The organism is Pseudoalteromonas sp. G5_S1_14_S5 (genome assembly GCF_054968605.1).
On record NZ_JBQKUM010000047.1, the window covers coordinates 25,552 to 39,480 of the forward strand.

The 13,929-nt window shown below is 42.5% G+C and carries 13 protein-coding genes; 8 read left to right on the forward strand and 5 right to left on the reverse strand.

The genetic code is table 11. From position 1 onward, the window contains the following. Window positions 1-471: 471 nt before the first annotated feature. The 5 genes from dinG (at window position 472) to ACTRWI_RS14665 (ending at window position 5,347) form a co-directional block, all read left to right on the forward strand. Window positions 472-2,547, forward strand: a complete 2,076-nt coding sequence (dinG, locus tag ACTRWI_RS14645; RefSeq protein WP_499132390.1) for an ATP-dependent DNA helicase DinG — start codon at window positions 472-474, stop codon at window positions 2,545-2,547. Window positions 2,548-2,674: 127 nt separating this feature from the next. Further along, window positions 2,675-3,454, forward strand: a complete 780-nt coding sequence (locus ACTRWI_RS14650; protein ID WP_499132391.1) for a sulfite exporter TauE/SafE family protein — start codon at window positions 2,675-2,677, stop codon at window positions 3,452-3,454. A gap of 22 nt (window positions 3,455-3,476) precedes the next feature. After that, window positions 3,477-4,025: a primosomal replication protein gene (locus ACTRWI_RS14655; protein WP_499132393.1), complete on the forward strand. Its 549-nt coding sequence runs from the start codon at window positions 3,477-3,479 to the stop codon at window positions 4,023-4,025. Next, window positions 4,015-4,185 (forward strand): pleiotropic regulatory protein RsmS, encoded by a 171-nt coding sequence (rsmS, locus tag ACTRWI_RS14660; protein WP_499132395.1) that lies wholly within the window; start codon window positions 4,015-4,017, stop codon window positions 4,183-4,185. The genes ACTRWI_RS14655 and rsmS overlap by 11 nt, the downstream gene beginning before the upstream one ends. Before the next feature lie 28 nt (window positions 4,186-4,213). After that, complete coding sequence (locus tag ACTRWI_RS14665; RefSeq protein ID WP_499132396.1) at window positions 4,214-5,347, forward strand: ribosomal protein uL16 3-hydroxylase; 1,134 nt, start codon at window positions 4,214-4,216, stop codon at window positions 5,345-5,347. 91 nt (window positions 5,348-5,438) lie between these two features. On the opposite strand, the gene ACTRWI_RS14670 is transcribed toward ACTRWI_RS14665, so the two are convergent. After that, a complete protein-coding gene (locus ACTRWI_RS14670; RefSeq protein WP_499132398.1) occupies window positions 5,439-7,556 on the reverse strand; it encodes a methyl-accepting chemotaxis protein in 2,118 nt (705 codons plus the stop codon). Window positions 7,557-7,946: 390 nt separating this feature from the next. Between ACTRWI_RS14670 and ACTRWI_RS14675 the strand changes: the two genes are divergently transcribed. The 3 genes from ACTRWI_RS14675 (at window position 7,947) to ACTRWI_RS14685 (ending at window position 12,205) form a co-directional block, all read left to right on the forward strand. Continuing rightward, the gene (locus tag ACTRWI_RS14675) at window positions 7,947-8,198 is read left to right on the forward strand and encodes a hypothetical protein (RefSeq protein ID WP_499132399.1); all 252 of its coding nucleotides are present in this window, start codon (window positions 7,947-7,949) and stop codon (window positions 8,196-8,198) included. A 379-nt stretch (window positions 8,199-8,577) separates the two neighbouring features. Continuing rightward, entirely contained in the window at window positions 8,578-9,783 is a 1,206-nt protein-coding gene (emrD, locus tag ACTRWI_RS14680) for a multidrug efflux MFS transporter EmrD (RefSeq protein WP_499132401.1), read from the forward strand. Between the two features lie 256 nt (window positions 9,784-10,039). Continuing rightward, entirely contained in the window at window positions 10,040-12,205 is a 2,166-nt protein-coding gene (locus ACTRWI_RS14685) for a S9 family peptidase (protein ID WP_499132402.1), read from the forward strand. Between the two features lie 384 nt (window positions 12,206-12,589). Here the strand turns inward: ACTRWI_RS14685 and ACTRWI_RS14690 are convergent, their stop codons facing one another. From ACTRWI_RS14690 to ACTRWI_RS14705, 4 genes are all read right to left on the reverse strand, one after another. After that, complete coding sequence (locus ACTRWI_RS14690; RefSeq protein WP_499132404.1) at window positions 12,590-12,955, reverse strand: 2OG-Fe dioxygenase family protein; 366 nt, start codon at window positions 12,953-12,955, stop codon at window positions 12,590-12,592. Next, the gene (locus ACTRWI_RS14695) at window positions 12,888-13,190 is read right to left on the reverse strand and encodes a hypothetical protein (RefSeq protein ID WP_499132409.1); all 303 of its coding nucleotides are present in this window, start codon (window positions 13,188-13,190) and stop codon (window positions 12,888-12,890) included. The genes ACTRWI_RS14690 and ACTRWI_RS14695 overlap by 68 nt, the downstream gene beginning before the upstream one ends. After that, entirely contained in the window at window positions 13,153-13,473 is a 321-nt protein-coding gene (locus ACTRWI_RS14700; protein ID WP_499132406.1) for a hypothetical protein, read from the reverse strand. Before ACTRWI_RS14700 ends, ACTRWI_RS14695 begins: the two co-directional genes overlap by 38 nt. Window positions 13,474-13,692: 219 nt before the next feature. Beyond that, window positions 13,693-13,929, reverse strand: a complete 237-nt coding sequence (locus ACTRWI_RS14705) for a DDE-type integrase/transposase/recombinase (protein WP_499132407.1) — start codon at window positions 13,927-13,929, stop codon at window positions 13,693-13,695.

Consider the following 13,929-nt stretch of genomic DNA (forward strand, 5'->3'; position numbering starts at 1 on the left):
GTTCCCTGTCATTTATGGTGACTGGTCATTACCACTCTTTGTTGGTTAATCACCGTCACTAAATCTCGAGGTCTAGATTGCAAAAGATTACCCTGCGTGTCAAATAAACTAAAAACAAAACTAAAAAAAACAAAAAACAATAAAAAACAATCGCTTACATCTTTTTTCATCAATTTACGACCAACTTATCCTTAGTTTTAGTAGCAAAGATAATAAGCCAAAAAATTCAAGAAATAGCATTTAATTCCAATAACAAACAAAAAGAAACCCACATTTAGAACTTAACACCTAAAAGATGGTCTTTTTTGATATTTATATTTCGCAAGATAAATAAAACCGTTAAGTTCCTGATGGTTCAGTTTTTTTTTGTGAACGAGATCTACCTTTGATTTAAAAGCAAGCTATATTTGCGGTAAATGTACCGGCTAGTGATATGTGCTACTATCCTCGCTCCGTTACGTAGGTCACAGTATGCTAACTACTAAAATTCAAAATTCTATTCGCACCAGTTATCAAAACCTCCAAGAACAGTTGGATAACTTTGTACCTAGGCGTGCACAAAACTACCTTGTCGCAGAGATTGCCAAGACACTTTGTGGTCAATATCACAAGAGTAATCGCATGATTGTTGCTGAGGCGGGAACCGGGATTGGCAAATCCTTGGCGTATTTAATGGCAACAATTCCCGTCGCCGTGCTTAACAACCGTAAAATTGTTATTTCAACGGCAACCGTTGCACTGCAAGAACAGCTTGTAAACAAAGACCTCCCTCTGTATAGAAGACTTACTGACAGGGAGTTCTCTTTTATATTAGCGAAAGGTCGACAGCGTTACTGCTGTGCGGAAAAATTAGCGGCCGCTTGCGGCGTTGATGGCGGCCAGATGGCAATGTTTGAATCCAAGCCAAAACAGAAAGATATTGAGCAACTGCAAACCATGTATCGCAGCCTTGCTCAAGGCAAATGGGATGGTGACCGAGATTCATGGCCAAAGCCTATCGATAACATGATTTGGCAAATGATTGTCAGTGATAAGCACAGTTGTAACAACAGCATGCCAACTCACAGAGATTGCCCTTTCCAAAAAGCACGTTCAGAGCTAGATAAAGCAGACGTTATCATTGCTAACCACAGTTTAGTGATGGCTGATGCCGATCTAGGTGGCGGCGTGATATTGCCAGAGCCGGAAAATTGCATCTATATCTTCGATGAAGCACACCACTTACCACACGTAGCCAGAGATCACTCTTCTGCAGCGGCGAGTTTAAAAGGTGCCGCTTCATGGTTAGAGCGTTTAAACCAATCGATAACCAAGCTTTCAGGCTTAGCGGACGAAAAACGAGTGGGCCGATTCAGGAATGAATTGCAGGATTCAGTACAGCAACTAATACCAACTCTAACGCAGCTCAGTAAGCAGTTCGATGCTACTCATTTTGAAGATGGGCTTTACCGCTTTGAGCATGGTGACTTACCCGAATGGTTAGAGAACGAATCTAAAGACCTCAAACAACTTTCTCAGAAAGCGAGTCAGGCTGTCGCTAAAATTGCAGATCTCATAGCAGAACGAGTCAAAGATGGCGAGCTTTCTGCAAAACTCGCAGAGCCTGCGCTCGCCGAAATCGGCTTCTACATACAGAGAACCGAGAACTTAGCGCAAGTTTGGCGCTTGATGGCTGAACCAAAGCGTGAAAAAGGTGCACCTTTAGCGCGTTGGTTAGAGCTTAATAAAGAGAGTGAAGGTGATTTTGTTGTCAATGTTTCTCCGCTTGAGGTTGGCTGGCAACTTGACCAACAAATTTGGAGCCGCTGCGTTGGTGCCGTGCTTGTTTCCGCAACAATGAGAGCACTCAACTCCTTCAGTTTTTTCTGCCATCAAGCCGGTATCAGTCAAAAAGAAGAAGATGGTGTGCAGTTTCTTGCACTGGCGTCACCGTTTGATTATCAGAACCAAGCGGAGTTAATCGTGCCAGCCATGAAATACGAACCACAAGCACCTCAATTTACCGAATATCTTATTGAAATTCTGCCTAAGGTAATAGAAGACAACAAAGCCAATCTCGTTCTATTCTCTTCTTACTGGCAAATGAATAAAGTAGCTGAAGCATTGGCAACAGATTTCGTAAAAAAGTCATGGGCGTTGCAGGTGCAAGGTGATACTTCACGCGCTGAAATTCTAAAAAAACATAAAAAGCTCATTGACCAAGGAAAAACCAGCGTTCTTTTTGGAACTGGTAGCTTTTCTGAAGGTCTGGATTTGCCGGGTGAGCTTCTTGAAAACCTTGTAATTACCAAGATTCCTTTTGGTGTTCCAACCTCACCAGTAGAACAAGCGCATTCGGAATATATTGAATCACGCGGCGGTAATCCCTTTATGCAGATTACTGTTCCAGAAGCGAGTAAAAAGCTTATTCAATCTGTGGGTCGACTGCTGCGTAAAGAGAGAGATTCTGGTAAAGTCACGATCCTTGATCGACGCATAGTCACGAAGCGATATGGCAAGTCCCTACTCGATTCACTACCGCCTTTTAAAAGAACAATAAAATACTAACTTTTCTGCCTTAGGGCGGTTGTGGGCCAGTCATCGCTTGGCCCCTGCATTCACAATCAAACACGAATAGTCCATCAACTATTCGTGTGGCAGTTTTTACGGCCAATAACGAGAACAACAGCAATTTATGGAAATGATTGAACCAACCATGTTGGTTATACTTGCGCTGGTTGCATTTGCAGCGGGCTTTATTGATGCTGTCGCCGGTGGTGGGGGGATGTTAACGGTCCCTGCATTGTTATCCCTTGGTCTGCCGCCACACATCGCGCTTGGCACAAATAAGCTTGCAGCCACGTTCGCTTCTTCAACAGCGGCTTTTACTTATTATCGTAAAAAGCTATTTAAGCCAGAATGCTGGATAAATGCATTTATAGCAACCTTGATCGGCGCAACCATAGGTACACTAACCGTCGACGCTATCAGCACTCAATGGCTAGAAAAAGTCCTGCCACTGATCATTCTTGCAGCAGCGGTCTACACCATTTTTCATAAAACACCGAGCGCCAATCACAACGTGTCACCGAAACCTTGCCCTGTGCTTAAGACGAAACAAAAGTACCAAGGCTTCGTTCTTGGCTTTTATGATGGCGTTGCAGGCCCAGGAACTGGCGCTTTTTGGACGGTGAGCTCGATGGCTCTATACCGCCTAAATATCTTGCTTGCTTCTGGCCTATCGAAAGCAATGAACTTTACCAGTAACTTCACGTCTTTGGTGACCTTCGCGATTCTTGGCCATATTGATTGGGTGTTGGGTTTAACCATGGGTGTTTGCTTAATGGCAGGGGCATTTGTTGGAGCGCATTCCGCAATCCGATTTGGTGCTACGTTTATACGACCAGTCTTTGTTACGGTTGTCAGTATACTTGCGATAAAACTGGCTTACGAAGCTTGGTTTGTAAACCTATAGCCATCGGATTACAGGAAGTAAAATGAGTCAATTTTCACAAATCAAAAGTGTCATTGATACCTTACTCGGTCACTGCTCACAGGTAGATAAATCTAGAGGGTCCTATCATCAGGCGCTTTTCGACAAAACATTGTTTAAATGTGGCGCCTCGACTCTACTCCCTTACGCACTTGAAACCCAAGCAACTTATCACACCATTATTCGCGAACAGAGCACCAATCAACTTTCGGCATCACGCGCGAATTACTTAACCGACAAATTAACTAACCAGATAGCGGCTTTGCAACGCGAGCTCGCCAATCATGATTTACGCTTAGACAGAAAAAGCAAATCAGGGAAAACCTTGAACGATTTGTATAATGACTTGGCTCAGCACCAAGACTGGCAAAGACGTTTGGTTGATTTAGTTAAACGACGCAAGTTAGCGCTAGATTCCACACCACGTCATAGTAAAGCACAAGCAGAAAATGCTTGGATGTTAGCGAAAGAGCGTTTGGAACGCTGTGAAGACTCGATGAAGAACATCGAAAGACTGATTAATATAGAGAACCCAAAGCGAAATGAGCACTGATAACACATCATCACCATTGGACAACGCACCTGAAGAAATTAAGTTAGCCGTCGACTTGATCTACCTACTCGAAAGCAACGAGATCGACCCAAAGGTTGCGTTAGAAGCAATCAAGATTGTCCAGCAAGATTTACAAGCCAAACTAGCAACTAGCAACTAGCAACTACCATCAAACATACAGGATTCACATGTACCAACTTAGCTTTTCTATGCCCGAGTTTCTTGAAAATTACTGGCATAAGAAACCAACCATCTTAAAAGGTGGCTTCCAAAACTTCGTCGACCCAATTTCGCCGGAAGAACTTGCTGGTTTATCGATGGAAGAAGAAGTGGATTCTCGCTTTGTTTCTAACCTCAACAACCAATGGACAGCAGAGCACGGCCCATTCGCCGAAGAAAAATTCGGTGAATTAACAGAAACTCACTGGCAATTGATCGTTCAAGCAGCAAACCATTGGCATCAAGGTGCCAATGAGCTTACGAAAGCGTTCCAACAATTACCAAACTGGTTGTTCGATGATCTGATGATTTGCTACTCAGCACCTGAAGGTGGTGTTGGCCCGCATATTGACCAATACGACGTATTCATCATTCAAGGCCAAGGTAAGCGTCAATGGAAAGTAGGCGCAAAAGATATCGGTCAATATAAAGAGACCGTCCAAGCCTCTGCTCTACGCCAAATCGAAGGCTTTGAGCCAATCATTGATGAAACTCTAGAACCCGGTGATATCCTTTATATCCCGCCAGGCTTTCCACACGAAGGCAATACGCTAGAGCCATCAATGAGCTACTCCATTGGCTACCGCTCTCCGAAAGAGCAAGAGCTGATCAGTAACTTTGCCGACTTTGTACTTGCTCATGATATGGGTGATGTTCACTTGCATGATCCTGAGTTTAAAACACAGGATGGCTACGGCAAGATTCGTTCGTCAGATTTGAGTAACCTAACTAATATGCTCAAATCAGCCCTTGAAAAACCAGAGACGGTTAGCGACTTCATGGGTTGCTTACTGAGCCAATCACGCCATCAGCTTGATATCGTTGCGCCTGAGCCACTTTGGACTCAAGAAGAGATCGCTCAACATTTAGAGTCTGAAGGTGAGATTCACCGATTATCCGGCTTGAAAGCGCTCTACCACGAAAATGATAACAACACGGCTTACATCAATGGCGAAGTGGTAAAGGTTGATGGAGCGGACTCTTCGTTACTCAACACACTTTGTGATGAGACCATGATTACCTCGGCTACAGCCCTATCACCTTCGGGCGTAAGTGTCGTGACTGAATTGGTAAACAAAGGCTACTGGTTCATCGAAGAGTAAACAGTGTCAGAAGCTAATTTAAAGAAATAACTAAAAAGGGACAAATGACATATTCATTTGTCCCTTTTTCTATCCAAGCATAGGTTAAGGTTTAGACCTTAAACTGATTAACCAATTTCTGTTGCTGCTTAGACAGCTGATCGATTTCATTCCCCACCTGTTCAGAAGCTGCCGCTTGTTCCAAGATCTTCGCACTCAAGTCGCGAATATTAACCACGCTTTGATTCACTTCACCGGAAACCGATTGTTGCTCTTCTGCTGCTCTTACGATCTGGTTATTCATGTCACTGATCGCTTCGATTGAAGTAAAGATCGAGCCGAGATCCTCCACTGCATTTTGAACGTGCTGCGCTGTATCGTTGGCAAGAATATTACCCTCTTGGATCGCCTCCACCACATCTTGTGTACCAGCATGAACCTTATCGATCACCGCTCTGATCTCACCAACGGATGAGTGTGTGCGGCTTGCAAGGTTTCTCACCTCGTCTGCAACAACCGCAAAACCACGACCTTGCTCACCAGCACGAGCCGCCTCAATAGCCGCATTCAGTGCTAACAAGTTCGTCTGTTCTGAGATCCCCTCGATAACACTTAAGATCTCAGTGATATTGCCGTTGTTCTTTGCTAGCTCTTCAACAATAGGCACAGCGCTCGACATGCGTTCCACCAGCTTCCTCATTTCACCAGCGGAAAGCTCAATAACTTGTTGCCCTTGCTGAGCTGAGCGATTTGCCTCACAAGCTGCGTCTACCGCAACTTCTGCGTTTTGTACCACTAAGCCCGCAGTTTGAGTCATCTCTTCTGCCGCTGTTGCTACCAGATCCACCTCTTTAAATTGAGACTCGCTGCTTTCACGAGTACTTGATGCAGATGCCTTCGCTTGGCTGGTCGTGTTTGCCACTTGTTCTGTGGTTTGAATGACTTCTTTGATTGTGTGTTGCAACTTATCTAAGAACAGATTAAAGCCTTTCGACAACTGACCGATTTCATCTTGAGACTTCACTTCTAAGCGCTGGGTCAAATCACCTTCACCAGAAGCGATGTCATTCAACCTTTCCACTACCTGACGAATCGGCTTCACAATAGACAACGAAGCAAATGCGATAATGGCTAAACCGAAGATAATAAATACCGTACCGGCAATCACTTCTGTTTTGATACCTTCACTTAGCTTAGTGCTAATGATCGAATCCAATTTATTTGCATCAGCGACGACACTGTCTATTGGGATCTCAAACAGCACACCCCAAGTTTGATTAGCAGCAACAACAGGTGCAAACGCAAGTAACCACTCACCGTTCTCACTCCACTGCGTTGTTACCTCACCGCCGAAGATAAAGCCAGTCATTAGGTCACTGTTGGTATTATCACTTTGGAAAGTTGAACCGACTGCAATGCTTGAATCGTCAGAAGCGATAACTGAGCCGTCTAGGCTAACCACATATGCTTTACCTGCACCGTTAAACAAACTCTGGTCAGATTGAGTAATCACACTGGTTAAGCCATCAAGTCTTAAATCGATACCAAGAAAACCAATCGCAACATCTTCGACTAAAATTGGAACTGAAATAGAGGACGTCAATAATGCTGTACCGCCGCTGCTCACCACTCTAGGGGTGCTGATACAGGTTTGCCCTGAAGATAGCGGGCAGTAAAAACGTTCGCTATTGCTGTTGTCATTCAATGCTAATTCAGAAAGCACGTTCGAGAGAACATTCTCACCATTATCCGCTACCTTCCAGTAAGAAGCGAAACGTCCTTCCTCGTTAGAACCTACATAATCAGCATCGACATAGTTCGCATCTTCACTATCAAGTAAGTCAGGCTTGAATACTAGGTAAGCGCCTTGAATTGAATCGAAGTTTAAAACTGAACGACGCACCATTTCATCTAATGCAGTACGAAGCTCTTCACTCGGTGTAAAGTTTTCATCTGCATTGTTCTTTAGAAACTGAGCACTGGCCGCAAGCATCTCAGCGCGATAAATCGCTTCGTCAACATAGCGTTGAGTTTCTTGGGCATTAAGCTGAGAAACAGACGCCAACAATTGCTGAGTTTTATTGATCACTGATTCTGAGCTTTGAGATTTGATGACTTGTTGATTGCTCGTCGCGTTGTAGATCGAGAAACCAATAAGAGACAGTGACGTAATGATTAAACAACAACCCGCTAATAGAGTTATTTTCCACTGTACCGATAGAGAACGCATTTAAAATCCTTATTTAAGCCAAAAGACTTCCATAACCATAACTATCACATCAACAACGAATGGCTGTAACAATGTAGATAAGTTAAACGAATAGCTTATCGGATGATTACATCACAAATTACTAACATATAAAACGAAAGTTTACACAAATGTTAACAGACCATATTTTTTGTCTATCGCTTCTGTGTGTGAGAAAGCGATTAACTCCTGATACTTAGCTTCATCTAAATTGTTTTAAAAATACAACGTATATCTTGCATCCTTCCTCAAGGCGATAAGAACACTTTGCAGCGCTCCTACCATAATTGAAAAATTCCCTCTTTTGTCCCACTACACTACAAAAATAAGCTGTTATTATTGGTTTTATCATTTTCATAACGATGGAGACTAATGATGAACGCAAGCTGGGCCAATTTCTTTCCATACTTTGCAGGGGCTTTTAAGCTGATTATATTGGCTATCGGTGGCTACCTAGCGATCAAGTGGCACTTTGATGAAGACAAGAGGTTAAGAGAACAAGAGGGCGAAGTATTTAATACACTAAGTTTGAAGAAAAAGTTAATGACTGCACTTGTAATAACAATTGTTGTGACCTGTTTAATAACGCTTGTCGTGTACGCGACAGACTGGCTACTCTATTAAAGTGGAATATTGATACTAAAAACACCACTCGCTTCACGGGCTTACTACGCAGTCGCTAACTCATTTACGTCAGTAAGCTTTGTGTAAACACTCTTTCCAAAGCACTACGCCTCAACTCATCAAAATATCGTTTAGTCACTTATAACATTTCAATGGTTATCCCCTGCAATATTTACTTATTCTATATAGCAATTCGGATTACTTTTTCTAATTCAACTTATAGATTTTTATCTTGGATAACTGAACAATTTTTGGTTGCTAAATCGGCAATCAATCTCTAACATCTCGCGCCTAGATTCACTAATACCTTAACTCAATTGGTTTCTCCTGATTGAGCGCTAAGGCTTTTTACGTTTTCAATTTTTGGAGTGATACGCAAATGTCCGCCTCGTTTCCATTAGCGAAACTTACCTTTTTAATCGCTATTCTGACAGCCGTAGGTCAAATGACTCAAACGATGTACGTGCCTTCTATTGGCCATATGGCAGGTGAGTTCTTGGTTTCTGCATCTTCACTTCAAGCTGTGATGGCGTGTTACCTGATCCCTTATGGTTTGTCGCAATTTGTTTACGGCCCGCTTTCAGATCGCCTCGGTCGTAAACCAATCACCGTCGCGGGCTTAGTGATCTACATCCTAGGAACCTTGGTAGCCTTATTCGCCCATGAATACGAATGGTTCTTGGCTGGTAGCTTTATTCAAGGACTCGGCATTGGTTGTGGCGGTGCGATGTCTCGTACATTGACTCGCGACTGCTTTGAGGGCGCTGAATTACATCGTGCAAACAGCTTGATCAGCATGTGTGTGATTTTTTCCCCATTGATGGCACCTGTATTGGGTGGTTATCTAACAGAAGCTTTCGGCTGGCGATCTAGCTACTTGTTTCTAGCACTATTTGGTATCGCTGTTGTGATCACCATGATGACGAGCATGATGGAAACATTGCCAAAAGAGCGACGCAAAAATGAATCGGTAGTCACCAGCTACAAGTTTGTTCTATCTGACAAGCGCTTCCAAGGTTTCTTATTGGTACTGGTTGCAACATTTGCAGGGATAGCTGTATTTGAAGCAGCAGCAGGTGTATTGCTTGGCGGTGTACTTGGCTTACCTGCAACTACTGTGAGCTTACTGTTTGTGTTACCGATTCCAGGTTACCTAGTCGGTGCTGGCCTTTCGAGTTACATCGCGCAGCGTCGCTCTGAACGCCGCGCACTGAATATTGGCCTAGTATCGATCTTAGTTGGCTCAGCTGTCGTGCTTATCCCAGGTCTGTTTGGTCAAACAACCGCATTGACATTGATTGGCGGCGCAACCATTTACTTCTTGGGCGCTGGTATCTTATTCCCAGCAGCAACAACAGGTGCACTTTCGCCATTCCCGTACCATGCTGGTACAGGTGGCGCGATCTTGGGTGGTATGCAGAACTTAGGTGCCGGTGTTGCTACACTGTTGGCATCGTTCTTCCCAGCTCAAGATCAACTGCCACTGGGTTGCTTGATGATTACCATGTCGCTTATCGCCATGCTTGGTTTACGTTGGGTTAATCGTAAGCCTGACCACTCAAACGAAATGCCATTGGCTATCTAAAGTAAAACGCAACTCCTGCCTAATAAATAGAGGGACATGCTGAAAGGCGTGTCCCTTTTTTATTGCCCGTTTACCCTCGCCTTATGTCTAGCACTAATTTCATCAAACATTACTTTGATTTTTTGGAAATAATAACAGACACTTACGATGAAAGTGCATATCCAGAATCCAATTATAAATAATATCACTGGAAGGAAACTAACCACTAAAGGATGCTGGCAATAAAACGAGTAAGGTGCACACTAAGGATATAAAGATGCGTTTCGCTTTAACCACAATAGCCGTATCGATGGCGCTTGTCGCCGGATGCAGCAATCAAGGAATAACAACCATGGACCACTACTCTCCATCGCAACTCGTCGCTCAACAAACCCAAGCTCCCGTTGCTAAGAAAGTCCCACATTCAATGATGACTCATGGTGACACACGAATTGATGATTACTATTGGATGCGTGATGATGAACGCCAAGATCCAGAGATCTTGCAGCACCTCGAGCAAGAGAACCAGTATGCCGAGACTGTGCTGAAACACACAGAAGCATCTCAAGAACAGTTATTTGAAGAGATCAAAGGCCGAATCGCGAAAGACGACAATTCTGTACCGGTTCGTAAAGGTAGCTATTACTACTCAAATAAAGTCACAGGTGACAACGAATACCCAGTTCATTTGCGCGAAAAACACTTTTTAGGAATAGACAAACAAGTCATCTTAGACGTTAACGAACTCGCCAAAGAACATGAATTCTTCAGCATTGGTGGCCTATCTGTCAGTCCAAACGAAAATATGTTGGCCTATGGCGAAGATACTCTGAGCCGCCGTATTTACACCATTAAGATTAAAGACCTGACAACAGGTGAATACCTAAACGATGAAATTGAAGGTGCTTCGAGCGCCATCGCATGGCAAAACGACAACCAAGCCCTTTACTACATCAAAAAAGACCCACAAACTCTACTTGGCTATCAAGTTTACCGCCACGTATTGGGCACACCCCAAGTAAGCGATGAGCTGATCTACGAAGAAGCTGACAGCGCTTACTACACCAGTATTAGTAAGAGTAAAGATGGCCAGGAGGTATACATTTGGCACTCGAGTACAGAAACCAGTGGTGTTTCAATTATTGATGCCAACAACCCAAATGCAAAAGCAGAAGCCTTCTACCCAAGAGAAACGGGCATTGAGTACAGCATTGCCAAGCTAGAAGATTGGTATTACATCTACACCAACTACCAAGCGGTCAACTTCCGTTTGATGAAAGCTACATCCGAAGACATACATGACCGTTCAAAATGGGTCGATGTCATTCCAGCTGACAATAACACTCAGCTTGTCGATTTTGAGCTTTTTAATGATCATCTGGTTTACGAGCAGCGTTCAAATGGATTGTCTACAGTGAAGGTTCGCCAACTCTCTTCAGGCAGAGAGTTTCCACTTGAGTTCAACGACACCGCCTATGCTGCCTACCTAACAAGTAACTATGAGTTAGATAACTCAAAAGTTCGAATCTATTACAGCAGCTTAACGACTCCGGGCACTTACTATGATTTCGACCTCAATACAGGTGAACCCGAAATCATGAAGCAAACACCAGTATTAGGTGATTTCGGTGCTGATAATTACCAATCAGAGCGAATCATGATCACGGCTCGCGATGGTAAGCAAGTACCAGTCTCTTTAGTTTATCGCAAAGATCTATTCAAGAAAGACGGTACTAACCCTATCTACCAATATGCCTACGGATCTTACGGGCACACTATCGAACCAACTTTTAGCTCAGCTCGTCTTAGCCTACTTGATCGCGGATTCGTTTATGCTATCGCACATATTCGTGGCTCAGAGATGTTGGGACGCCCTTGGTATGAAGATGGCAAAAAGCTAACCAAACAAAACACGTTCAATGATTTCATCGATGTAACCAAAAGCCTAGTTAAAGAAGGTTATGGCGCTAAAGATAAAGTGTTTGCGGTGGGAGGTTCGGCTGGTGGTCTTTTGATGGGGGCTATCATCAACCAAGCGCCTGAGTTGTATAGAGGTGTTGGAGCTCATGTTCCCTTTGTTGACGTAGTAACAACTATGCTTGATGAGTCGATTCCTCTTACAACTAACGAATACGATGAATGGGGCAATCCCAACAATAAAACCTACTACGATTACATGTTGAGTTACTCGCCATACGACAACGTGAAAGCTCAAAACTACCCGAATATGTTGGTGACAACGGGACTGCATGACTCACAAGTACAGTACTTTGAACCTATGAAGTGGGTAGCGAAGTTGCGTGAGATGAAAACAGACAATAATGTACTTGTGTTCAAAACCGACATGGAGGCGGGTCACGGCGGTGCATCAGGGCGATTTAAACGACTAAAAGAAGATGCACTGGAATACGCGTTCTTTTTAGATTTACTCAAGACTCAATAGATTCAACGTAAACGTTAGTCGTCACGTCATTTTATGTCGCCATTTTATCTCTGCAAATGGCGACATACATTATTAAGCATAGTTAAATACAATTAACTATCAAACCCACCAAATTAACAAACCTTTGCTGCACTATAGGCAAAGGTTTACGAGGAGTATAAAAATAAATGACAGTAATTAGCCTTTATACATCCGGCCATCAAAAACAATACAAAACAAATCTTAAAGTAAAATCTCGGTTGGAGTGGCGATGATTTCATTACCTATTTAGGATTATACATAATTCAGGACACACTCCATAAATGGGGAAGTGTCGTACTCCGGACTTGAATTCGGGCTTTAATATCGTGGAATCTCTTTCATGTAACTACAACGCTCTGCAATTCATACATTTGTCTCTATAATTTCAAAATCTAAACCAATAGTTGATCGCAAACCATGATTTTCGCCTTGGATTACGCTTATTTGCTCAACCGTATGCCATAAATCAGTATTTAAATCTGGTTGAAAAATACCAAAACCCGGTTCGAGGGGTGTACGAAGTAACTCCGTGACTTTGTCTGCACCATATATAACACTTTCACCACCTTTAACGTTTTTACGCTCTAGGACATAAGCAGAAACGATATAATCCACTCCGTCTTGATGCACACCTTTAGGTGCATTTGTAGCATTGTATCCTTCAGAACATATAACGGAAGTATGATGAACGGTTACATTCGCTTGTCTGACTTTCTTGTTTCTTTGCAATATTTTTTACGCCAGAATATATAATTTTTATGAGTTCATCATTAAAGTATTGATTGGGATGATCTTTGAATTTACGAGGTACCTTTCTATAATCTTGTTGGTTTTCTTTTTTAATATCAGATAATAATTGCTCAAATGGCTTGGTTTTTACGCGCTGTATATTTACAATTTGCGAATCGACTATATTGACAATAGCATTACTTACAAATCTTTTTCTCGATGGTGTTATATTCAAACAATGATCCTTTAATTTCCTCACGAACATCTAAACTGAAATTATTAAGCAAAAGGTCATCAACGGTGAGCATCCCAAGATAGAACTCAGACCTATTTTGAAACGTCAATTGAGAACTCAATTTTTCTAAAAAACTATGTTCTATCAATTCCAACTGACGCTGTCTTACTAAATAGTCATCCCACGGAGCTTCTTCGAACACTTTCAAATACTCTTTGGTCAATAACCCTGAACAATTTTTTTCAGAAAATACCTCTATCGGTCCACTCCAATTCCCTAACATAACACCTCCTATTTAAACTGATAAAACACTTATTTCAATGGTAAATTTAAGCATAAGAAACTATAAATACTTGACAATTTCTTCTCCTGTATTGTGTGAGCATTCTTTCGGCAGTTCAGACAACCTTTAAAAACAAACTAAAAAGCAACCAGTCGCTTAATCTATCAGTCCTTTTAAATAACAAGGTATTGATTTTGTTTAACATTAATTCGCTATTGTTCAGTTAAATCTCCCAAAACAGTTAGATCTGCTTCGTAGGGTCCTGTCGCAAATTATGATAATAACGTAGCTTTGCCATTCTCTAGACGTAATTATCTTACGAGCACATAAAATTACTCGTAGGCAGTTTCTCCAACTATCTCTAACTGACCACTTCTCGGGAGGCCATATTGAGATATCGACTGCTCGATAGTAGTAAAGCCATTCTCCTTTAACTTTGACGTAGGTTTCATCCAT